Source organism: Candidatus Pantoea rara (assembly GCF_051136265.1).
GTDB lineage: Bacteria > Pseudomonadota > Gammaproteobacteria > Enterobacterales > Enterobacteriaceae > Pantoea > Pantoea rara.
Genome location: NZ_CP194942.1, coordinates 3,118,925 through 3,141,452 on the forward strand (window position 1 = coordinate 3,118,925; position 22,528 = coordinate 3,141,452).

Sequence of the window (22,528 nt, forward strand, 5' to 3'; positions counted from 1 at the left end):
GACCCTGACGTGCGCTTCCTAAACCAACCCTCATCAATATGGAAAAATATGTCATTCTGTTACTGACAACCTTCTACCCCGCTTCTATGTTTAAAAAACCGCCAGCTGTGGCGGTGTGGCGATCGTTCTGATCGGCGCAACGTCCTCCGCAAAAAAACGGTGCACACCGTCCGGCTACGCTGAGGCAGACCAGCTTATTCCATGTAAAGACGCCCTTACTCAGCCGTAAGGGATGGGGCAGTGTTTCAGCGGAGGTGGGGAAATGAGAGTACAACCTGACAGTGCCAGTCGTGCTATCAACGACTATTTCAAAAGCCCGAACTGGCGAACACCGCCAGAGTCCGATCTGCTGGCGGTGATCCTGCGGGAAATAATGGAGGCGGGCGAGCCCGCGACCAGTAACGTACTGATTGCGCGGGTGATCGACAAACTGGAAGTAGAAGGCGACGAGATGCAGTTGCAGCGTTACCGTACCCTGCTGGCTCAGCTGATCGACACGCAGCCAGAGGCGTAAACCTGCTACCTATTTTACCCAGCGCAATTTATCCGCTTCGCTGACGCTGGCACGCCCGCTGCTGCGCTGGAACAGGCAAAGCTCCCGCCCACGCCTGTTTTTCATGTGCTGCTGGGCATAGCGCCCCTCCAGCAAGAGTGCGCTGTAACCTGTGTTGTCGTCATACTCAATCGGTTCGCCCAGCACCTTTACTTTGCTCAGGTGACTGGCGTTAATGCACGCCTGCGCCATCACCTGACGGCTCTTTTGCCAGGCCTCTTCACTGGAGGCGTGCACCAGTGTGCTGCTGAGTAACAGTATGGGCAAGAGTGACCGTATGCTTTTCATCTTCTCCGCTCCTGTTCCGGCCCGAAGGCGCTAAAAAAATTCCCGCCGGGGCGGGAATAAACAAGACGAGCACTATCTATTGTGTGGCGAGGAAGTTTTAAAGCGCGCGGCTATCCTCGCCTGCCGTTATGACAAGCCTATGACAGACCGGCCATTAACCACAATAAACGGAGCTGATATTGCCATTTTTGTCGGCCAGGAAGTTAAGCCGGTTGAGATTGAAGTCCATGGTGACGGCTGAATTGTAGGGGATCGGACGCACCTGCTGTTCGAAGTGCTGGCCCTGCAACGCGGTTAACGGCTTGCCCACATAGTTCTGAAACTGAGATGCCCCACAGCGGTCGGCATCGGGATCCTGTGCCACACGGGCGGTGTCGGGTTTAGAGGCAGACTGGCAGGCGGTTAAGGCGAACAGACCCATTACCAGCAGCCCCTTTCCATAAAATTTCACGTTTATTCTCCTGTTGGACGTGTAAAACCTGGTCCCAAGAGTAGCAAAACGTGCCTGCTGACCTGAACCCTTAAAAGGTAAAGTTGTTACAGCAGTATTAATGTGGCGGCTGCATCGGCCACACGTTGAGATCAATCGCACTCACTGCTTAAAAAAAGAACAACACCCCCCTACAATATCTTAAGATTTTTCTTAGCACCTGGAGGTCATTATGGAACTGATTATTTTTGTTGTCTGCGCAATGCTGATGACCGCCGTGGCGGTCAAAGTGCGTTAAGCCAGTTAAACCTGGTTTTGCGCGGTTCTCTCCAGAAGCGTACTGAATGCAGCCAGCGGCATCGGCCGACCGAGGAAGTAGCCTTGCCCCTCTTCGCACGAGAGCTGTTTTAGCTTGTTCAGTTGCGCTTCTGTCTCAATCCCCTCTGCCGTGATCGTCAGGGCAAAAGCGCGTGCCAGCGCGATTATCCCCGCCACCACGGATTGCGCCTGCTGCGACTCCGGAAAATCTTTCATCCAGGAGCGATCGATCTTCAGACCGTTAAACGGGAAGGTTTTAAGGTAACCCAGCGCTGCATAGCCGGTACCGAAATCGTCAACGGTTAACCTGACACCCAGTGACCGTAATCCCTGCATTACCTCCAGCGCATGCTGGGGATGCTCAAAGGTGACGTTCTCGGTAATCTCCAGCTCCAGCCGCGTAGCAGGCAGGCCACTTTTCTCCAGCGCATCGGCCACCCGCTGCACCAGATCACTGGTGCGGAATTCCATTGGGGAGATATTGACCGACACATAGCGCTCGCTGCCCCATTTCAGCGCATCCTCACAGGCGCGCATCAGCACCCAGTCGCTGATGGTGGCGATCAGACCGCTCTCTTCCGCCAGCGGAATAAAGTGGTCGGGCGTAATCCACTGATCCGGCGCAATCTGCCAGCGAATCAATGCCTCGGCGCCCGCCAGCTGTCCGGTCAGCAGTTGATAGCGGGGCTGATAGTGAAGGCGAAATTCATTGTTCTTTAACGCTTTCTCGATCCGCCGCGCCATTTCTCGCTTATCTTCACGCTGGCTGGCCATTTCACTGGCATACCAGATCCACTGATTGCGTCCCGCGTCACGCGCTTCATTCAGCGCGATATCCGCCATTTGCAGAAGCGCTTCGGGATGGCTGGCATCCTGCGGTGCAGAGGCGATCCCCATGCTGATGGTAAGATAGTGGACATGCTGGCCAGTGCTGATGGGTTGCTGAACCTCATGCACCAGCTGAGCACAACGCTGATCGACCCCTTCACGGTTCGTTTCACGCAATACCAGGACAAACTCATCGCCACTCAGCCGCGCCACCAGCTCCTGCGGGCCGATACAGCGCTTCAGACGCTGCGCGATCTGGCTTAGCACTTCATCACCCGCCGCATGACCCCAGGTTTCATTGATCGGCCGGAACTGATCAAGGTCGAGGGTGACCAGCGTCAGCGGCGCGCTGCCATCAGGCAGCTCAAGATGCAGCGTCAGAAACTCCAGCAGCTGCACGCGGTTTGACAGGCCGGTTAAGACGTCATGACGCGACAAAAACTGAATGCGCGCTTCTGCTTCCATGCCCTGTGTGATGTCCGATACCGTGCCGCGAAACCCAATACGTCGCTCATCATGCCAGATGGTTTTCGCCACCAGCTGGCCAATGCGGCGGTTACCCTGTGCGGACATAAACTGACAGCGCAGCGGCATCTGTTGCCCGTGCTCTTCCTGACGCAGCAGCCAGGCGACCAGCGAATGGCTGGGATGCGTCAGCAGATGATCGATGTGACGTCCCAGCCAGTGAGTAATGTCGTGGCCGGTCACGGTGTGAAAGCGCGCGGAAAGATAGATAAGACGGCCCTCTTCATCCGTCTCCCAGATCCAGTCTGACGCGGCCTCAGCAAGATCGCGAAACCGCGCTTCGCTGCTGGCAAGCTCCTGCTGACTGATCGCCAGCAGGTCAAAACGGCGATCAGAGAGTATCGCATTGGAAAGCGCATGGCGGCTGACGCGATGAGTAATCATAGCGATGATGATCGCCATCATCATCAGCAACGGCAGCAGGAACCAGATCAGACCCATGCCAGGCATCTTCGACGTCCAGCGCAGTACAATCGAATCGCCGCCTGGCAACGGCTGCACCAGCCGCGGTTCACGCAGGGCATCCTCCTGATTGAGGGGCTGACGCAGTTTACGCACATCCAGCGTGGTGCCCAGCGCCTGTAATTTGGCAGGCGTGAACAGATTCACAAACACCATGATAGATGCGGGTCCCGCCACGGGCGGCACCGTCGTCACTTTGCCGCTGCTGATAGGCGCGGCAACCGCAATGGCGGGCTGATGGTTGACCAGCACATCCCGGGTAGTCGCCTTGTTGTTAAGCTTACGTGCCGCCGCAATCAGTTCTGAGGCCTTCTCATTGCCCAGCCAGGCTTCAAGCGGCGTATCCACCAGCTGTCCATTAATCACGCTGTATGAAGTGTGGTTACGGCCGTCAACCACGAACACACCTTCATAGTGATACTCTTCGTAGAGACCCGGTCCAAAGTTCTCTTCGTCAAAAGCCCAGACTTTGTTCACCCTGACATGAAGATTGCGCCAGGCTTCACTCCAGAACGCATAATCACGGATATCTGTCATCATCGCATCCTGACGATTTTTCCAGGCCTGCTGCACCAGCACCCGGTCATGATCAACCGATGCACTGTTCTGACGCTGCGCAATCGTCAGCACCATCAGCATCGAGAGCACCAGCACACCAAACAGCAGCAGCGAAAGCGTACGCAGGCTGCGCCGCGTAAAGCGGACAGTGCGGTCTTCAGCAATCTGTCTGAACGGAGGCGAGGGTGGCGCCGGTGGGTTAAATGTCATTAAGAGTGCTCACTACACAGTCAGGGTTTGAGATGACGGGCCTGCAATACGACATACGGCGCTGACCAGATTAGTTTCCTCAGTTATCGGCTCGCGTGTCCTGGTGTTTAGCCTGCAGTTAACATTTTGCGCTTAAATATTGTGTTACAGGCTGACTCGACAGCGATCGGGGGCATTGCTACTATGCGCTTACCTTCGCTGGCAGAGTCGCCTATGAATACCAATTCCGACAGAGTGACCCTGACGCTGTTCTACGTCGGCAGCTTTGTGGTCTATTACCTGGTTACCATGCTGATCACGCTGTTTCCTAATTACGGCGTGCTGCGCAATGACGGCCTGCTGGTGCCGGTGCTCTGCCTGTTTGAATTTGCTGTGATCTATCCGCTTTACCGTTTCTACTGCCAGCGCCGCACCGATTTGCCGCTGGGCGAACTCTGCACGCTGCAAACCCTGCTCTTTACCGGCGCGCTGTTTATGCTGATGGCGGCACAGATGCAGTTTATGCAGCCGGAAGGCTGGCTGGTGATGCAGGCGCAGCAGGGACGTAACTCGCTGCTGATTCTGTTGCTTACTGCCGTGCTGCTGGCACCGGTGTTTGAAGAAGTCCTGTTCCGCGGCTTTTTGTTACAGGGTTTTCTGCTGTGGGCACCGCGCAGCCGTTTCGCCTGTATGCTGCTGACCTCACTGCTGTTTGCGATGATGCATACGCAGTATGTGCACTGGCAGACGCTTATCGCTCTGACGCTGTTTTCGCTGCTGCTCTGCTACGCCCGGCTGCGCAGTAACAGTCTGGCGCTGCCCATCTTCCTGCATACCCTGAATAACCTGATTGCGCTGCTGCCCGCCTGGTATTTCGCTGGCTAATTCCTGACCTCCCTGCTCGTCTGACACGCCTGGCTGACCGCGGCCTGCCCCTGCTGGCGGGTCATAGCTCACACTGACAATGCCGCCCCGTCACGTTTGTCTATACTGGTTGTTAAAAAAGGATAAAAAGCACCGCAGTCCGGACCACCAGACCGTGCAAAGGAGAGGAACTATGTTGATAGGATTTGTGTTGTTAGTGAGCGCGTGCGGTTACGATGCCTGCGAAGCCCTGCCGGTCTCGGAGCGCATCTATCCCACGAAGGTCGACTGCGAAACGATGGCGAACCGTATTCATAAAGTCCGGCCGAATGTGGTACTGCTTTGTGGTGAGGTACATCGCTGATTCAGGGCCAGGTGCAATAAAGCCGCGTTGTAACATTGCAAGCTGACGCTTTAGCGTACAAAATATAAGCTGTTGTTAACCATTATCGTTGTGAATCCCATGAAAATATCACGCCCCCGTCGTCCTGGTGGACGCTGGGTTTACTATCTTTTGTATGATGGCATTCTGTGGCCCTGCCCCGTCCGTTGGGAGTGGGAGAGCAGCTATGGCGGCTGGTTGCCATTTTACTACACGCCTACCTTTGAATTTGTGGTGGGCGATCCCCGCAAAGCGTATCGCATTGCGCGCAGCGATGTGCGGGCGAAACAACGGCGCGAAGATGTCTTTGTCTGAAAGCCACTATCCCCAGGGCAGCCATGAGGCTGTGAGCAGATAGAGAATCACTTCCAGCACAATTATCACCATCAATAAGATGCCCAGCGTTTGACGGCCAATGCTTTTCATCGGCTCAGGCCCAGATCATGGCAGCCCAGCGGATGAGCAACAGCGCACCGCAGATGCACATCAGAACCAGCACCATCTTCCCGTACTTTTTAGCCGCCCGATATCTTGTCACCTCGGTTTCCCCTAATCAGAAAGCGAAAATGCGCCAGAAGGCGCATCTGTTCCGGTCAGTAACAGGACCGGGAGGCATAGCATAACGCTCAGGCCGCCAAAAGGCGACCCGTCGCCGGCATCAGTTATTCAGGGTGTAATCCAGCGTAATTTCCGCGTTCAGTACCTGAGAAACCGGGCAGCCCGCTTTAGCTTTATTGATGATCTCGTCGAAGGTTGACTCATCAATGCCTGGCAGGGAGATGGTGCTGGTCAGTGCCACTTTGGTGATGGCAAAGCCGTCCCCTTTTTTGTCCAGCGATACGTCAGCCGTGGTATCGATGCTTTCCGGCGGATGACCCGCGTTACCCAGCATCAGCGACAGCGCCATAGAGAAACAGGCTGCATGTGCTGCACCAATCAGTTCTTCCGGGTTGGTGCCTTTACCGCCTTCAAAACGGGTGTTAAAGCCATAAGGCTGCTGACTCAGTACACCGCTCTCGGTGCTGACGGTGCCTTTGCCTTTGATATCGCCTTCCCAGTGCGCCGAACCTTTCTTATGAATGGTCATGTCATTCCTCCTGTTGGTAAAGAAGTTAAGTATAGACAATACATTCATTTTCGCAGGCTAACTCACCGCGCGCGGGCGTGGTGGTGTGCTTTGCGGAGCCAGCAACGCCTCCGCCTGCACCAGCGAGTCGCGGGTTATCTCGCTGATCGATTTTGCGCCGGTCAGTGTCATGGCGACGCGCATCTCTTTCTCAATCAGGTTCAGCAGGTTTTCAACGCCGCGCTGACCGTGGGTGGCCAGCGCATAGATAAATGCCCGTCCCAGCAGCACGCTGTCTGCGCCCAGCGCGATCATCCGCACCACATCCAGCCCGTTGCGAATACCACTGTCCGCGAGAATAGTGATGTCACCTTTGACGGCATCGGCAATCGCTGGCAGCGCCCGCGCTGAGGAGAGCACGCCATCCAGCTGACGTCCGCCATGATTCGAGACCACGATGCCATCTGCGCCAAAACGCACCGCATCCCGCGCATCTTCAGGATCAAGAATGCCTTTGATCACCATTGGCCCGTCCCAGAATTCGCGGATCCACTCCAGATCTTTCCAGCTGATCGAGGGATCGAAGTTGTTCGCCAGCCAGCCGATATAATCTTCCAGCCCGGTCGGCTTACCCAGATAGGCAGAGATATTCCCCAGATCGTGGGGACGCCCCTGCAAGCCCACATCCAGCGCCCACTGAGGATGGGTGACCGCCTGCCAGTAACGACGCAGCGCCGCGTGATTGCCGCTCATCCCGGAGTGCGCATCACGATAGCGCGCACCCGGCGTTGGCATATCCACCGTAAACACCAGCGTTGAACAACCGGCGGCTTTGGCGCGTTCCAGTGCATTGCGCATAAAACCACGATCACGCAGCACATAGAGCTGGAACCACATCGGACGGTTGATCTGCGGCGCCACCTCTTCAATCGGGCAGACCGAAACCGTCGACAGGGTAAACGGAATACCTTTCAGGGCGGCTGCGCGCGCGGCCTGCACTTCACCCCGGCGGGCATACATGCCGCACAGGCCGACCGGTGCCAGCGCAACCGGCATCGACAGGGTTTCATTGAATAATTTTGTCTCAAGACTCAGTTCCGACATGTTCTTCAGAATGCGCTGGCGCAGCGCCACGTCAGACAGGTCCTCCACGTTGCGACGCAGGGTATGCTCGGCATAGGCCCCACCATCAAGATAGTGAAACAGGAACGGCGGCAGGATACGTTGCGCGGCGGCGCGATAGTCACTGGCAGCTGAGATAATCATCAGTCAGATTCCTTTGGGTTGCGTGTGTCGTTATCCGGTAAGCGGGTGATGCGCGCCTGACGCGCTTCATCTTCATGCAGGCTTTTCATGGTGGTGTGCACAAAACCCAGATGTTGCATCGCCGCCTGGCGGGCCGCTTCGGCGTCGCCGGCGAGGATCGCATCGAGCAGCGCCTGATGCTGTTCCGTCAGATGGGCGAAAATCGCCGGCTGGGTATACATGCGCTGACGGCTCTGCATCACCGACGATTGCAGCAGCTCGAAAAAGCCACGCATAGTCTGCAGCAGCACGACATTGTGCGACGCCTCGGCAATCGCCAGATGGAAGCGCACATCCGCCTGGGCAGCGAGATCGGGATCGTCACTCTCTTTCAGCTTCAGGGTGGCGTCAAAAGCGTACTGCAGCTTCTCTTTGTCGGCATCAGTGGCTCGCAGGGCGGCGTGCCAGGCGGTGCTGGCCTCAATGGCATGGCGCGCTTCCAGAATATCGTAGCGATAGTCGGGATCGTCGCGCAGCAGCCGACGAATCGGCTCGACGATGCGCTGTTCCGACCAGGGTGCCAGCTGTTGCCGGAGCCAGGTGCCGCCGCCGCGTCGGCTGATCAGCATTCCGCTGCTGATCAGCTGCTGTATCGCTTCCCGCAGCGAGGAGCGGGAAACCCCAAGCTCCGCAGACAGTTGTCTCTCGGCGGGCAACCGCATACCCGGCTCAAGCTGATGTTCGGTGATATAGGCCCGGAGGCGCGTCACCAGCGAATCGGCATGGCTGTTCATGGGATCATCCACGGGAAGACGTAAGCCTGAAGTGTGGTAATCACGCCGACCATACAGGTGAAAATCAGGCTGTGTTTAAGGGTAAACCGGAACAGGTCGGACTCCTTCCCCACCAGCCCGACCGCCGCACAGGCGATGGCGATCGACTGCGGGGAGATCATTTTACCGGTCACGCCGCCCGTGGTGTTAGCCGCCACCAGCAGGATATCGGAGACGCCAATCTGCTGGGCAGTCGTGGCCTGAAGTGCGGCGAACAGCGCATTCGATGAGGTATCGGATCCGGTCAGGAAAACCCCCAGCCAGCCGAGGAACGGCGAGAAGAAGGTAAACGCGTGGCCCGTGTGCGCCAGCGCCAGTGCCAGCGTCGCAGACAGGCCGGAGTAGTTGGAGATAAACGCAAACGCCAGCACCATTCCGATGGAGTAGATCGGCAGCGCCAGCTCTTTAAGCGTTTCACCAAAGGTCTGCAGTGCCGCCTTTGGCTTCATGCGCAGGAACAGGATAGCCATGATCGCCGCAATTAAAATAGCGGTGCCGGTGGCGGAGACCAGATCCAGTTTATAGATCGCCGGATACGGTGTGGCGCTATCGACAACCGGCGGCATCCGCGCCACCAGCTCATTCAGCATCGGAACCGGCACAGCCAGCACCCAGTCATAGAGCGCACCACCTTTGGCGAACAGCGCTTTAAACGGCGGAATGCTCCAGAGCGTGACGGTGGCGGTGAGAAACAGGAACGGCATCCAGGCGCGGATCACCTGCCCCAGCCGATACTTTTGCGAAGGCTGCAAAAGATCGCCTTGCTTCGCCTCTGCATCGGCAAAGCGGAAGATGCGCACCGGTTTCCAGACCCGCAGAAACAGCGTCAGCGAAATCAGCGAGGCGAGCGACGAAATGATATCCGGCAGCTCCGGACCCAGGAAATTGGAGCTGAGGAACTGGGCAATGGCAAAGGATCCACCGGCGACAACGACCGCCGGCCACGTCTCTTTCACGCCGCGCCAGCCGTCCATAATCGCCATAATCCAGAACAGTACAATCAGGGTCAGTAACGGCAGCTGACGTCCGGCCATCTGGCCGATGGCAAAGCTGTCCAGCCCGGTCACCTGACCTGCCACAATAATCGGGATGCCCATCGCGCCAAAGGCAACCGGCGCGGTATTCACAATCAGGCAGAGTCCGGCGGCATAAAGCGGGTTAAAGCCGAGTCCCACCAGCAGTGCGGCCGTAATCGCCACCGGCGCACCAAAGCCCGCCGCGCCCTCCAGGAACGCCCCGAACGAGAAGCCGACAATCAGCATTTGCAGACGCTGATCCGGCGTAATCGACAGGATAGAGGCGCGGATAATATCGAACTGACCGGTTTTGACCGAGATTTTGTAGACGAACACAGCGGCGACAATAATCCAGGCAATCGGCCACAATCCATACAGAAAGCCATACACCACGGCGGCCAGCGCCAGTGCAGTCGGCATCTGATACAGAAAAAGCGCCACCAGCAGCGCCAGGGCCACGGTGGTGGTGGCCGCCAGGTAGCCTTTCATCTTGAGTTTAATCAGCGCAAAGAAGAAAAAGAGAATCGGGATCAGTGCGACCAGGCTTGAGAGCCAGATATTACCCAGCGGATCGTAGTTTTGATGCCAGATCTGCATGCCAGTATCTCCAGAGAAAGAGGTAACGTGGCCTGCAGCTGCAGCGCTACAGGCCATCCACCCCTGGATTGGTCAGACCAAACCACTGTAACGGGGCTTATGGCAACAGATAGTTAATGTATTGTTAACCTGTGGCAACAGAAGTTGTGTGAATTTTCCCGGAGTGTGAACCAGAGAAAAATATTGCCTTGATTGGTCTGACCAAAATCAGCGATTCACCCTGGAAAAGCTGCGCTGATAGCTACGCGGATGGAAACGCAAATTCAATCCGATCAGCAGCAATGTGATCGCCGCCTGCAGACTCCAGACGCTGGTAAAGTGGCCGGTGAACGCATGCAACTGTCCCGCGATAAACGGCATGCTACCCGCAATCATAAAGCCGACGCCCTGCATAAAGGCCACAAGCCGTGCGCCAGCCTGGGGCTGCTCCAGATGATCCAGCGCCAGCACCAGTGCCAGCGGAAACGCGCCACCCAAGCCAAAGCCCGCGATCCCCGCCCAGAGCCACGGGGCCAGTTGTGGCGCGAACAGGAAGCCGAGCATGCCGCTGAACTGCATCACCAGCGTCAATAGCAGCAGCGGACGGCGATCGCGGCCCCGCGCCAGTAACGGCAGCACCAGCGCACCCGTAACCTGACAGCCGATCATCATGCCCAGCAGTGAACCGCCCGCCTGCGCGCTCCAGCCGAGCTGATGATAAAAATCGGGCAGCCAGGCGACACAGATGGCGTAACCGCCGTTCACCAGACCAAAGCTCAACGCCAGCGTCCAGGCACGGGTTTTTCGCCATAGCGAAGGCATATCTGCTGCCTCTGTCCGGGCTGCGGGAGGCGTGGTGGTGATAAACAGCCAGAGCAGGATAGCCAGCACTACCGGCAGCGCCCAGCTACTCAGCGCGCCCTGCCAGCCAGAATGCGCACTCAGCCACGGCGAGATCGCCGCGCCAATTCCACCCCCGCCCATCAGCGCCGCTGCCCACAGTCCGGTTACGCCAGCACTGCGGCTGCCGAAGCGCTGACGGATCAATCCCGGCATCGACATCTGTACAATGCCAATACCTGCCCCACCCGGCACGGCTGTCAGCACCAGCCAGCGTCCGTCAGTGACAAACAGCCGACTCACCAGCGCCAGCAGCAGCAGCAGCAACCCGCCCAGCAGCAGTCTGCGCACCGCAAAACGCTGCATCAGTGGGGCGCTGATTAACGCAATAGCACCCATCATCATCATCGGCACCGCAGGCAGCAGCGAGGCGGCCAGCGGTGACAGTCCGATGCTCTGCCGTAGCTGGCCAAGTAGCGGGCTGACCGAGGTCATCAGCGGTCGCATATTGAGTCCGGCCAGCACCAGTGCCGTCAGCAGCAGGTTGTTCTCTCTCTTCATCTGAGATCCACACAGTTAAAAGTTGCCAGCCTGACAGCAGTCGCTACTATCTGGAAATGAAATATTACTCTGCCAGGTAGTGGAAAAATGAATCGTCAGCCGATGTTCACCCCTCAGCAACTGCTCAGCTTTGTTGCGGTGTGCGAAACCGCCAGCTTTACCCGCGCCGCCGACCGGGTGCACCTGTCGCAGTCTACCGTCAGCCAGCAGGTGCGGCGCCTGGAGGAGATGATAGGCAAAGAACTGCTGGTGCGATCGTCGCACCAGGTGCAGATCACCGAAGAGGGCGAGAAACTTTTAGGCTACGCCCGGCGGATTATCGCCCTGAATGGCGAAGCGCACGATGTACTGAGCGATCAATGGCGCGACGGCGTGCTGCGGCTCGGCGTGCCGGAAGATTTCGCCGCGCCCACAGCGGGTCTGCTGGCGCACTTCAGTCGTGACCATCCGCAACTGCGGCTGGATGTGATGAGCGGCATGCAGGTGGAACTGCGACGCGCCTGGCAGCGTGAAGAGCTGGACATCATGCTGATTAAGCAGCCTTACGGCGAGCGTCCGCTGGCATCGCGTCCTGAACCGCTGCTCTGGCTCGACAGCGCAGAGTGGCCCTGCTTTGAGCAGACGCCGGTGCCGCTGGTTTTGTTTCCCCAGCAGGGACTCTATCGCGATGAGGTGTGTCAGACACTGGACGCGCTGGGCCGTAGCTGGCGCATTGGTTACAGCAGCGCCAGCCTGGTCGCGCTGGCCGCCGCCAGTTCGCAGGGACTGGGGCTCACATTACTGCCCGCCAGCTGCCGCCTGCCGCAGCACCGGGTACTGGGTCCTGAACAGGGGTTGCCGGTGATTGATACCTTTGAACTGGCGCTGTTCTGCCGTCATCCGCAGGATCCGCTGCAGCATGAACTGGCGGCGTCACTGGCAGCATTCGGTCAGCTGCGCTGGCAGTGAGATATCGAATAGTCGTCAGTGGAAAATAACGCAGCAGGGTGAACCCGGGTTTGTCAGATTAAGACCTTGTTCATTTTGCAGGAGCCTCTGATGCCCATTTCCCTTTCACCGAGCCGCCGTGACTTCCCTGGACAAAGCGTTCGCTGGACCGCCGCTGGCGGGTTGCTGGCCGCCGGTCTCGGTCAGCCCAGTGCCGCCACATCCTCACCTTTACCTGCCCTCAATCCCGACCAGCCTGCCGCCCTGCCCCGGCAGGATCGCTACCTGCTGCGCAATGTGCGGCTGGAAGAGGGTTTTATCCGCGAGGATGGGGAGATTGTCGCGACACGGACCGGACGTTACGACATCAGCGTGCGCGACGGTAAAATTGACCAGCTGACACCCGCAGGCCAGGGCGACAACGCCCTGCCGTCGTGGGATGCGCATGATGCCCTGCTGCTGCCCGCTACCCAGGATATGCATATCCACCTTGATAAAACCTTCTACGGCGGCCCGTGGCAGGCTCCGCGTCCGCGTCAGGGCAAAACCATCATGGATATGATTGCGCGCGAACAGGTGCTGATTCCGCAACTGCTGCGGCACTCCCAGGCACGCGCCGAAGGATTGATCGCCCTGCTGCACGCCAAAGGCACCACCCGCGCCCGCAGCCATTGCAACATCGACCCGGTCAGCGGCCTGAAGAGCCTGGAACATTTGCAGGCGGCATTAGCCCGTCACCCCGCCTTTCCCTGCGAGATCGTCGCCTTCCCGCAGCACGGCCTGCTGCACTCGCAGGTTGACGGGCTGATGCGCGAGGCAATGCAGCACGGCGTTGAGTATGTCGGCGGGCTGGATCCCACTAATGTCGATAGCGCGATGGAGAAATCACTGGATGCGATGTTCCAGATTGCGCTCGATTACCAGCGCGGCGTGGATATTCATCTGCATGAAACCTCGCCGGCTGGCGTGGCGGCGATTCAGTACATGATTGACACCGTGGCGAAGAATCCGGCGCTAAAAGGCAAAGTGACGCTGAGCCACGGTTTCGCGCTGGCGATCCTGAACGGCAGTGCGCTGGACAAGATGATTGAAGGGCTGTCGGAGCAGCAGTTCAGCATTGCCTCCACGCTGCCCATCGGCAAGCTCACCATGCCAATTCCGCAACTTCAGGCGGCAGGCATAAAGGTCATGACCGGCACCGACAGCGTCATCGATCACTGGTCTCCGTTTGGCACTGGCAGCATGCTGGAAAAAGCGAATCTTTACGCACAGCTCTATCGCGGCTCAGATGAGTTCTCGCTGTCGCGGGCGCTGGCGATCGCCACAGACGATCGGCTGCCGCTCTCTGCCCGGGGTGAACGTCAATGGCCAGTAACAGGCGATGAAGCGAGTATGATGCTGGTGGCGGCAAGCTGTTCCGCAGAAGCCGTGGCCCGGATCTCTCCCGTCGTCGCGACCTTCTCACGGGGTAAACCGGTTTTTGCGCTGGCATCGGCCTGAAACAGCAGAACTAAAATATGTGTTCAGCGGCGGCCACCTCACATAAAGCAATGGGAGCCACTCCCTGTCGCATCTCCAAAACAACAGAGCCTCCACATGGGAGGCTCTGCATTTACCTGAGCGGAGTGCGTGTTACGCGCTTTTGGCCCATTTATCGTTCGACATTAGTTCCATTGCCAGCGCGTATAAGCGACGATCTTCCTGATCACAGGGCTCATCTTCCGCATAACACGCAATCATCGAAGCGATCTTATCAGCCGATAAGGTCTCTCCGTGAATATGCAGTGTCAGTACGGCGCGGCCTACTATTTTAAGCACATTTTCATGTGGTCCCTGGATGCGATTACTCAATGCAAATACCCTCTACCGGTCGTTGTACCAGGAATATGGCGCGCTAAATATAAAGCAATTAGCTCAGGATTTTTATCGGCACGGAGAGGGATATTTTTTAATGATTAATTTCATTACTGGAGTTATTATTAAGGAATTATCTGATTAACAATGAAATTAATATTTAAAAACGACGACTTATAAAATAATGAATGGCCTTGATAAGTTATCCCTATGATATGAAAACCTTTTCATCTCGCTAAACGATAAAAAAAAACCACCTTTTAAGAGTAAACTTCAGTCTATTCCTAAGCCCGCAGGTGGATTTAGTTTCATACTGCTAACCATCGAGGTTCCCGTTGCTGTCAGGCGTGCTTTCTGCCAGACTTGCCCCGCAATAATGCCCTACACTTTCAGCCTCAGAGGCCGCGCCCGTGACCGCTTTTTCTACCCTCAATTCGCTTCCCGACAGCCAGCTCGATAACCTGCGCGAGATGGGCTACACCAGCATGACGCCCGTGCAGGCCGCTACGCTGCCCGCCATTCTGCAGGGACGCGACGTGCGCGCGCAGGCAAAAACCGGCAGCGGTAAAACGGCTGCCTTTGGTATTGGTTTACTGCACCATATCGACAGCACCCGCTTTCAGACACAGGCATTAATCCTCTGTCCGACCCGTGAACTGGCGGATCAGGTGGGCAATGTGCTGCGCCAGCTGGCGCGCTTCACCCGCAACATCAAAGTCCTCACCCTGTGTGGCGGACAACCGATGAGCGCACAGCGTGATTCGCTGGTGCATCCACCGCATATCGTGGTTGGCACGCCTGGCCGTATCCTCGACCACATCAGCCGTGAAAACCTCAAGCTTGACCAGCTCAACACGCTGGTACTGGATGAGGCAGATCGCATGCTGGAGATGGGCTTCCTTAATGATATGGAAACCATCATTGAAGCGACGCCCGCCTCGCGTCAGACGCTGCTCTTTTCCGCTACGTGGCCCGACGGCATTACGGCTATCAGCACCCGCTTCCAGCGTGATGCGCTGAGCGTCGTGACGGAAGATGTCAGCGAACTGCCCTCAATCGACCAGCAGTTCTTTGAAGCCAGCCACAATGAAAAACTGGGTCTGCTCATCGCACTCCTCAGCGATCGTCAGCCTTCATCCTGCGTGGTCTTCTGCAACACTAAACGCGAATGCGATGATGTCGCCGCGGCGCTTAACGCGCGTGATATCAGCGCCCTGCCACTGCATGGCGACCTGGAACAGCGGGATCGCGAACGCGTACTCATCCGCTTCGCAAACGGCAGCGGTCGCGTACTGGTTGCCACCGATGTCGCCGCACGCGGACTCGACATCAAATCGCTGGCAATGGTGGTCAACTACCAGCTCGCCTGGGATCCCGAAATTCATCTGCACCGCATTGGTCGTACCGCACGTGCAGGGGAACAGGGCGTTGCTGTCAGCCTGGTTGCTGCCGATGAGATGGCGCGCGCCCATGCACTGGAAGATTTCCTGCAACAGAAACTGCCGTGGGTCTCTGCCAGCACGCTGAAAAAAGGCAGCAGCAAACCGCTGCCAGCTGCCATGATGACGCTGTGCATTGATGGTGGTCGTAAAGCCAAGATACGTCCGGGAGATATTCTGGGTGCACTGACTGGTGAGGCGGGTTATCGCGCGGATCAGATCGGCAAAATTGTCCTGACCCCGACCCATGCCTACGTGGCGATTGAAGCGAGCCAGGCCAAAGCGGCGCTGGTGAAACTCAAGCAGGGTAAAATCAAAGGCAAAACCTGCCGGGCGATTCTGCTAAAAGACTGAATAAAAACGGGCGAGGTCATGACCTCGCCCGATTTCTTATGGCTCTTCGATTTGTGTCACATGAAGAATAGTTTTATCCCCTTTACCGTGTACCTTGCCACTGACTCGTACCTTGTCATCCGCGGTGTAGGTTTTACCATCAAAGGTCTTCTTCGGTGCAATGATCGGTAACGTACCGGTGTTGTCGCGGAACTGATAGCGCTCGCCCTGCTCTTTTTTCACGATGTAACCTTCCAGCGTGACATACCCGCCCTGACGGAAATCGCGGATCTGATCAATATGCGTCTGACCAGTATCTTCTGATCCTTTATAACCGGCATCCTGCTTGTGCTGTGGCGGTGGTGTGTCACCCGCTTTGTATCCGCCCTCTTCAGCCGACACACCCGCACTCATCATCACCAGCAACGACGCTAAAATCACTTTTTTCATTTCACACTCCTTTATTGGAAAGGTGTCCATGTTGAACCTTCAGGGTTAAGCCTGGCACAATAATTGGCGTTCGTTTTATTTCACCCTTCTCTTCTCACCTTTTTCCATTTGCTGCCGATAACCTGTTCACACCCTATTTCACCAGCTGCGTTAATGCAGAGGCAACCATGGATAATTTTCAGAAAGAGATTGATGAGAGAGCGAACCTCGCATTATCGAACAAGTTCGAGCTGCTGCTGTTTCGCTTAGGTTCCGATCAGCTGAAAGGCAAGTCTGAACTGTTTGGCATTAACGTCTTCAAGCTGCGTGAAATTGTGCCGATGCAGACCATCACTAAAGCTGCGGGTATGAATTCGCCGTTGCTGGGTATGGCCAGTATTCGCGGTCAGTTCATCCCTGTCATCGACCTGCCTGCCGTGGCGGGTTGTGTGCCGGAAACCGGTCTTAACCTGCTGCTGGTCACCGAGTATGCCCGTAATACTCAGGCGTTTGCCGTGGAATCCGTGGATAACATTGTGCGTCTCGACTGGAGCCAGGTCCATACCGCTGAAGCCGGTATTGGCGGCCGCAACATCACCAGCATCGCCTGCCTGGATACAGATAAGCAGGGCAGCGAGCTGGCGATGGTGCTGGACGTTGAGCAAATCCTGTATGACATCATCCCGTCGTCGCGCGGGGTCGAGCCTGAAGCGGCCAAACCGCGCGCCTTCAACTATCGCCCGGGTGCGGTAGCGATTGTGGCAGAAGATTCCAAAGTCGCGCGTCAGCTGCTGGAGCAGGGTCTGAAGAGCATGGGCATTCCGGCGCTGATGTTTAACACCGGTCTGGATGCCTGGGAAAAAATTAAGGTGATAAGCCAGGAAGTGCAGGCTGCAGGCGAGTCGATTCACGACAGAATTGCCATGGTACTGACCGATCTGGAGATGCCAGAGATGGATGGCTTTACCCTGACCCGCAACATTAAGCGTGACCCGATTCTGAAAACGCTGCCGGTCGTGATTCACTCCTCACTCTCTGGCAGCGCTAACGAAGACCACGTGCGTAAAGTGGGTGCCGACGGCTATGTGGCGAAGTTTGAACTGAATGAACTTTCAGACGTGATTTTTAACGTTCTCGAGACTGCGCGCTAAGCGAATGCGGGCCACTAAGAATGCCCGCCGCGCTTTTTACTTTTTTAAACAGCGGAATCGCTGACCTGACCAGGAACCGACTATGCATATTGAAACTTTACCTGTTGTTACGCCTGCACCTGCTGCCCCTTCTCCTCAAAAGGTATTGCGCGGCCGTTTACGCCAGCTGGCCTGGATTAGCGCAGTGAGTTTAAGCGTCACGTTCTGGGTAGGCCTCTACTTCTTAGTTTTCTGAATCCATTCATGTTTGTCTGGATCGGGCTGTCGGCATCACTGCCGACAGCTCTTTTTTTTGCCTGAATTTCCCATCTGCTCATTTGTTAACCCTTTCTGATGCTTTTCGCTGATTATTTATTCACGCGGCGTTATTACATAAAAATTATTAAAGGTACAACTGCGTGCTCCGATAACTGTATGCGCGAGATCACCTTTTTGCCTGCGGCTGTGACCACAGACATCAGCAAGGCACTGCGCACAACAGCAGGGAACCTGAGCGTTGCGAACAAATTGATTAATAATAAAGCGGGGAAGATAAGATGGTCAGTATCAAGAATATGAAGGTCGGAATGCGGCTCGCAGCAGCCTTCGGTATTATTGTGACGTTACTGATAGTGATTGGCGTAACATCCATTAGCAGAATTAACAGTATTAATGCGGCGATCTCATCGATCGTTGACGATCGCTATGTGAAAGTACGACTGGCATTTGATGTGCGCGATGGCGTCAACGATCAGATCAAATACCTGCGGGGCATGGTGATCGATACGACACGTCCGGAAATGAATGTAAAGCGTTATGGTCAGCTGGATGAAGCCACGCAACGCACCAACCGCGCGATGAAAAAGATCGAAGACATTCAGGTCACAGCGATAGGTAAGAAAAAGATTGCGGGTCTGCTGGAATCTGCCCAGGCGTTTGAGAAAGTTAAAGCCGAGCTGATTACCCTGATCAAAGCGGGCAACGTTGATGCCGCCAGCACCTATGTACTGAAATCGATGACCGCCACCCAGAATAAATTCCTGCAGGACGCCGTGAATTTTGCCAACTCTCAGGACTCACAGCTGCGCACTGAAGGTCAGGGTATTGTGGAAAATGGTCAGTCTGCCATCTCCATCACACTGATTTTCTCCGCCCTGGCGATTCTGGCCTCTATTATGCTGGGCTACTTCCTGACCCGTTCTATTGTGCGTCCGCTGGTTGCAGCAGTGAATGTGGCCGAACGCGTTGCCGCAGGCGATCTGAGCACGCAGATGCAGGTGACCTCGCGTGATGAAACCGGTGTCCTGATGCAGGCGCTGCAGCGGATGAATGATAACCTCCTGTCGATTGTCACCGAAGTGCGTACCGGTTCCGACACCATTGCGGTGGCGTCGAATCAAATCTCCAGCGGTAATCTTGATCTCTCAAGCCGTACCGAGCAGCAGGCGAGTTCGCTGGAAGAGACCGCCTCTGCTATGGAGCAGATGACGTCGACCGTGAAACACAACGCCGACAACGCGCGCGAAGCTAATAACCTGGTGTCGACCACCACCAGCGTAGCGCGTGAGGGTGGCGTGGTGATGGAGCAGGTTATTGAGAAGATGGAAGCAATCGCCCTCTCCTCACGAAAAATTGTTGATATCATCAGTGTTATTGACTCAATCGCCTTCCAGACAAATATTCTGTCCCTGAACGCCGCCGTTGAAGCGGCCCGCGCAGGTGAACAGGGTCGCGGCTTTGCCGTCGTGGCGAGTGAAGTGCGTAATCTGGCGCAGCGTTCCGCTTCAGCCGCCAAAGAGATTAAGGTTCTGATTGAAGATTCTGTCGCAAAAGTCGATGAAGGCAGCAAGCTGGTGACCCATGCCGGTTCAACCATTGGTGAAGTGGTGAACAGCGTGCAGAGCGTGGCGAATATCATGAGCGAAATCACCATTGCCAGCAGCGAACAGAGCAGCGGCATCAATGAAATCAATCAGGCGATTACTCAGATGGAAGCGGTAACGCAGCAGAACGCCGCGCTGGTACAGGAAGCGTCAGCCGCCTCTCAGGCGCTGCAGGATCAGGCAGAACGTATGGCACAGGCGATGAGCGTGTTTAATACCGGCAAGCTCTCACTGCAACCGGTTCTTCGCTAATCTCCTTCAACGGCCCGCTTCGGCGGGCTTTTTTTTTGCCTGATGCCAGACAAAGGAGAGATTACAGGGTATTTACAGTGAGATTAATCAGGGAGGAATGCAGAGGTAAACAGACAGATACACGGGGAAGATTTGGGGTTTGAGCCACGGAAAGACAGAAACAAAAAAGGCCGCCAGAGGCGACCTTTTATTACTGTAAATGCAACAACGCTATAAAGCTCACTAGCCTTTATCAGAGAGCACGAGGCTGGCTCTGAATTGCAATCCTTGCCAGATTCACTTGAATCACAGCAGATTTGCAGAAAATGCATTTCGCTCCATGCGGGTTGGCTCTTGTAACATCAAAATGTGATGTACGAAACTGTGAGCCATTACAGTGAGGACATTTAAAAGTAATTTTCAGTCCTTAGAGACCAACAACGTTCGCAGCAGCTGGGCCTTTGGCGCCATTTTCTACTGTGAATTCAACTTGCTGACCTTCATCTAATGAACGGAAATCGGTGCCCTGGATTGCAGAGAAATGTACGAATACATCTTTGCTGCCGTCTGCAGGAGAAATGAAACCGAAGCCTTTCTCTGCGTTAAACCATTTAACGGTACCGCGAATTTTGTTAGACATGCTTAAATCCTTAATATATCGAGCCTTCCGGCATAATGGCCTGAGAACAGATTTTAATCAGAACGTAAGAGAAGACTCAAAAAGAAGGGATGTCTCGCGACAAACTTAGAGATGAGAACTGCTTTGGTTACTTACTTTGATAGTGTCTGTTAATCAAACCGACAATTCATTAAGCCACACTTCTCACAGCGACGCAAGCCGTAATTCAAATTAATCGCAATCAGCCTGCTTAAGAAAATGAAGCCGGGACACTGCTTCAGGGAAGCGGCTTTGTCTGACAGGGCAGCAATAGCTTCCTGGCGACGTAAAAAGAGAAGCGGAGACAACATCAGATCAAAAAAGGGCGAGGCCAGAGCCTCGCCCAAAACATGCCGATCATCAATCGTAGTAAGGAACCTTACGGTCAACGCCGTTGATATTGATCAGCACAAAACCCGTTGGCGCGGTCTTATTGGCTGGTGTGCCCGCTGCAGTAGCGAGCGTAACCACCCCTTTTTCATTAGCCCCAATGCCCGCCAGTCCATTGTGCATGCCGAAACGTGCAGCGGGTTTCAGGTTGCCGATTTTGGTGATATCCGTTACCACCGACATATCAGCCTGGAACAACGAGCAGCCACCGGTATCGAAGCGGGTCGGTCCGGTATTCTTCAGGTTGAACATGGTCTCGCCGCTGTTGGCTCTTAACTTGACCCACACTACGGCATAGGTAGTCCCTACCCGGCCATAGCGAATGTCCAGCACCGAAGGCTGTCCCATGAAGTAGGCATCGGCCCAGACCGTCTCCAGTCGCTGCAGGTTAATCAGGGCTTTACCCGTGCCTGGCACATTAACCGGTGAACCGGCAGTGCCGGATGGCGTGGTGGCATCTGCTTTGCCGATCAGCTCCATGACCCATGCCTGATTAGGTGCCGGAAAAAAGAGCTGCCCCAGCCGATACCAGTTATCGGTATCGGTGTTGTTCACCACTTTATAGCCGCTGAAATAGCCGGCGCGCAGCGAACCGCTCATGAACGTGCCGAAGTTCTCATCCCGACGATAGCCATATTCGAAGGTTGATAACCATTTATCACCGACTATCTCATTGGTGATTTTCGACCCGGACTGAAGGTTAATCTGACGCATCATCACGCGAGCATTGTTGAGGTTGAGCGGGGTAGCGCAATCCTCAATGTTAAGCGTATCAATGGTCCAGCCACCATCTGACAGATCCCCTGGGTTGGCCGAATGCTCAATCCAGACGTTGCGCAGGATCCCCTGCGTGACGCGTGGCATGTAGAGCGTGGCATCCCCATAACCCGACTGGAAATTGGCATTACATAACTCAATGGCGGTTGAGTGGTCCCAGCTCCCCTTCGCTGCACCTGACCAGCCGATATCAAACACCCGCGAAAAGGTGCTTGAGGTGTAAATCTGATCGAATTTACTGTCGAGTGTATCCTGCAGTTTAAAGACGGTGCCGCCTGTACTTTGCGCCTTGACACAGTAAAGACTGACCACCTGACCGCCAGTGATTGTATTTTCGAAAAACGGCTGCTTGTTGCTGCACTGCTCAGGACTCACCGTCGTTTTGGCCGCAATATTGGCACTGGCCTGCCCGTGCCATGCAATCCCCTGTAGGGCAATCCGGCGCGCCATGACCTTAAATACGGGTTTATCACTTTTGTCAGAAACAATGGTGGTGCGCGGTGACGACCCCTGCTCCATGTCATCCCCTGACAGACCAAAAAATGACAGCTCCGTATCGCTGATATCGATGGGTGAAATCAGGAAGCGGCCGCCAGGAAAACGTACTGGCAAAGATTTCACAAAGGTGTTGTAGGTCTGCGTCCAGGCCAGCATCCGCTTAAAGGCATCAGTATCATCCGTTACGCCATCTCCTTTTGCACCAAAGTGCAGGATATTCACTTCGGTAGGATCGTTGATGGTGCGCTTCCAGTAAAAACCATTGCCCACAGCTACCGTGCCGCCATCATCCACGGGTGTGGTAGTACTGAGAAAACCAACAAAATCAGCGCCGCCACGAAAGCTGGAATCTTTGTCGTAATAGCGTTTAAGGATGGCGATGTCACCTGATTTTGATGGGGCCGTGGTGCGCAGTTCAGCAAAAGAGTTAACTTCGATCATAGAA

General features: G+C 55.6%; 23 protein-coding genes. 10 read left to right on the forward strand and 13 right to left on the reverse strand.

Annotated elements, in window-relative coordinates; genetic code table 11:
- Positions 1-262 precede the first annotated feature (262 nt).
- Positions 263-514: a biofilm development regulator YmgB/AriR family protein gene (locus ACR8BF_RS14890; RefSeq protein WP_292989430.1), complete on the forward strand. Its 252-nt coding sequence runs from the start codon at positions 263-265 to the stop codon at positions 512-514.
- A gap of 9 nt (positions 515-523) precedes the next feature.
- Here the strand turns inward: ACR8BF_RS14890 and ACR8BF_RS14895 are convergent, their stop codons facing one another.
- The 3 genes from ACR8BF_RS14895 to ACR8BF_RS14905 all read right to left on the reverse strand — a co-directional run bounded on the left by ACR8BF_RS14895 (position 524) and on the right by ACR8BF_RS14905 (position 4,172).
- Positions 524-841 carry a hypothetical protein gene (locus ACR8BF_RS14895; RefSeq protein ID WP_434745199.1) on the reverse strand — a complete coding sequence of 106 codons (318 nt, stop codon included), beginning with the start codon at positions 839-841 and terminating at the stop codon, positions 524-526.
- A gap of 154 nt (positions 842-995) precedes the next feature.
- On the reverse strand, positions 996-1,292 hold the full coding sequence (locus ACR8BF_RS14900) for an I78 family peptidase inhibitor (RefSeq protein WP_179896871.1): 297 nt from the start codon (positions 1,290-1,292) through the stop codon (positions 996-998).
- Between the two features lie 282 nt (positions 1,293-1,574).
- Positions 1,575-4,172 carry a bifunctional diguanylate cyclase/phosphodiesterase gene (locus ACR8BF_RS14905; protein ID WP_434745200.1) on the reverse strand — a complete coding sequence of 866 codons (2,598 nt, stop codon included), beginning with the start codon at positions 4,170-4,172 and terminating at the stop codon, positions 1,575-1,577.
- Between the two features lie 213 nt (positions 4,173-4,385).
- Here ACR8BF_RS14905 and ACR8BF_RS14910 point away from each other — a divergent pair, with 213 nt between their 5' ends.
- The 3 genes from ACR8BF_RS14910 to ACR8BF_RS14920 all read left to right on the forward strand — a co-directional run bounded on the left by ACR8BF_RS14910 (position 4,386) and on the right by ACR8BF_RS14920 (position 5,712).
- The gene (locus tag ACR8BF_RS14910) at positions 4,386-5,036 is read left to right on the forward strand and encodes a CPBP family intramembrane glutamic endopeptidase (RefSeq protein WP_179896875.1); all 651 of its coding nucleotides are present in this window, start codon (positions 4,386-4,388) and stop codon (positions 5,034-5,036) included.
- Between the two features lie 172 nt (positions 5,037-5,208).
- A complete protein-coding gene (locus tag ACR8BF_RS14915) occupies positions 5,209-5,379 on the forward strand; it encodes a hypothetical protein (RefSeq protein ID WP_003850083.1) in 171 nt (56 codons plus the stop codon).
- A 99-nt stretch (positions 5,380-5,478) separates the two neighbouring features.
- Positions 5,479-5,712 carry a hypothetical protein gene (locus ACR8BF_RS14920; RefSeq protein ID WP_179896876.1) on the forward strand — a complete coding sequence of 78 codons (234 nt, stop codon included), beginning with the start codon at positions 5,479-5,481 and terminating at the stop codon, positions 5,710-5,712.
- A 115-nt stretch (positions 5,713-5,827) separates the two neighbouring features.
- Here ACR8BF_RS14920 and yniD read toward each other — a convergent pair whose 3' ends face one another.
- From yniD to ACR8BF_RS14950, 6 genes are all read right to left on the reverse strand, one after another.
- Positions 5,828-5,935, reverse strand: coding sequence for a small membrane protein YniD (yniD, locus tag ACR8BF_RS14925; protein ID WP_292989419.1), 108 nt, complete (start codon positions 5,933-5,935; stop codon positions 5,828-5,830).
- 120 nt (positions 5,936-6,055) lie between these two features.
- Positions 6,056-6,484 carry an OsmC family protein gene (locus ACR8BF_RS14930; RefSeq protein WP_022625164.1) on the reverse strand — a complete coding sequence of 143 codons (429 nt, stop codon included), beginning with the start codon at positions 6,482-6,484 and terminating at the stop codon, positions 6,056-6,058.
- Positions 6,485-6,541: 57 nt separating this feature from the next.
- Complete coding sequence (gene lldD, locus ACR8BF_RS14935; RefSeq protein ID WP_292989414.1) at positions 6,542-7,729, reverse strand: FMN-dependent L-lactate dehydrogenase LldD; 1,188 nt, start codon at positions 7,727-7,729, stop codon at positions 6,542-6,544.
- Positions 7,729-8,502 carry a transcriptional regulator LldR gene (gene lldR, locus ACR8BF_RS14940; RefSeq protein WP_179896881.1) on the reverse strand — a complete coding sequence of 258 codons (774 nt, stop codon included), beginning with the start codon at positions 8,500-8,502 and terminating at the stop codon, positions 7,729-7,731. Before lldR ends, lldD begins: the two co-directional genes overlap by 1 nt.
- Positions 8,499-10,154, reverse strand: coding sequence for an L-lactate permease (lldP, locus tag ACR8BF_RS14945; RefSeq protein ID WP_434745201.1), 1,656 nt, complete (start codon positions 10,152-10,154; stop codon positions 8,499-8,501). The genes lldR and lldP overlap by 4 nt, the downstream gene beginning before the upstream one ends.
- Positions 10,155-10,361: 207 nt before the next feature.
- A complete protein-coding gene (locus ACR8BF_RS14950) occupies positions 10,362-11,534 on the reverse strand; it encodes a cyanate transporter (protein ID WP_434745202.1) in 1,173 nt (390 codons plus the stop codon).
- 87 nt (positions 11,535-11,621) lie between these two features.
- On the opposite strand from ACR8BF_RS14950, the gene ACR8BF_RS14955 reads away from it, so the two are divergent.
- From ACR8BF_RS14955 to dbpA, 3 genes are all read left to right on the forward strand, one after another.
- Positions 11,622-12,482, forward strand: coding sequence for a LysR family transcriptional regulator (locus tag ACR8BF_RS14955; RefSeq protein ID WP_292989402.1), 861 nt, complete (start codon positions 11,622-11,624; stop codon positions 12,480-12,482).
- Positions 12,483-12,572: 90 nt separating this feature from the next.
- Positions 12,573-13,961 (forward strand): amidohydrolase, encoded by a 1,389-nt coding sequence (locus ACR8BF_RS14960; protein ID WP_434745203.1) that lies wholly within the window; start codon positions 12,573-12,575, stop codon positions 13,959-13,961.
- Positions 13,962-14,725: 764 nt separating this feature from the next.
- Positions 14,726-16,108: an ATP-dependent RNA helicase DbpA gene (dbpA, locus tag ACR8BF_RS14965; RefSeq protein ID WP_434745204.1), complete on the forward strand. Its 1,383-nt coding sequence runs from the start codon at positions 14,726-14,728 to the stop codon at positions 16,106-16,108.
- A gap of 36 nt (positions 16,109-16,144) precedes the next feature.
- On the opposite strand, the gene ACR8BF_RS14970 is transcribed toward dbpA, so the two are convergent.
- Positions 16,145-16,537, reverse strand: a complete 393-nt coding sequence (locus ACR8BF_RS14970) for a YgiW/YdeI family stress tolerance OB fold protein (RefSeq protein ID WP_179896893.1) — start codon at positions 16,535-16,537, stop codon at positions 16,145-16,147.
- A 167-nt stretch (positions 16,538-16,704) separates the two neighbouring features.
- Between ACR8BF_RS14970 and ACR8BF_RS14975 the strand changes: the two genes are divergently transcribed.
- The 3 genes from ACR8BF_RS14975 (at position 16,705) to ACR8BF_RS14985 (ending at position 19,781) form a co-directional block, all read left to right on the forward strand.
- Entirely contained in the window at positions 16,705-17,667 is a 963-nt protein-coding gene (locus tag ACR8BF_RS14975) for a chemotaxis protein (protein WP_179896895.1), read from the forward strand.
- 82 nt (positions 17,668-17,749) lie between these two features.
- Positions 17,750-17,902, forward strand: coding sequence for a hypothetical protein (locus ACR8BF_RS14980; protein ID WP_179896898.1), 153 nt, complete (start codon positions 17,750-17,752; stop codon positions 17,900-17,902).
- A 301-nt stretch (positions 17,903-18,203) separates the two neighbouring features.
- A complete protein-coding gene (locus tag ACR8BF_RS14985) occupies positions 18,204-19,781 on the forward strand; it encodes a methyl-accepting chemotaxis protein (protein WP_434745205.1) in 1,578 nt (525 codons plus the stop codon).
- A 232-nt stretch (positions 19,782-20,013) separates the two neighbouring features.
- Here ACR8BF_RS14985 and ymcF read toward each other — a convergent pair whose 3' ends face one another.
- The 3 genes from ymcF to ACR8BF_RS15000 form a co-directional block, all read right to left on the reverse strand.
- A complete protein-coding gene (gene ymcF / locus ACR8BF_RS14990) occupies positions 20,014-20,184 on the reverse strand; it encodes a cold shock small protein YmcF (protein ID WP_136197472.1) in 171 nt (56 codons plus the stop codon).
- 3 nt (positions 20,185-20,187) lie between these two features.
- Entirely contained in the window at positions 20,188-20,400 is a 213-nt protein-coding gene (gene cspE, locus ACR8BF_RS14995; RefSeq protein WP_003854408.1) for a transcription antiterminator/RNA stability regulator CspE, read from the reverse strand.
- A gap of 378 nt (positions 20,401-20,778) precedes the next feature.
- Complete coding sequence (locus tag ACR8BF_RS15000) at positions 20,779-22,524, reverse strand: glycosyl hydrolase family 28-related protein (RefSeq protein ID WP_314985203.1); 1,746 nt, start codon at positions 22,522-22,524, stop codon at positions 20,779-20,781.
- Positions 22,525-22,528: the final 4 nt, after the last annotated feature.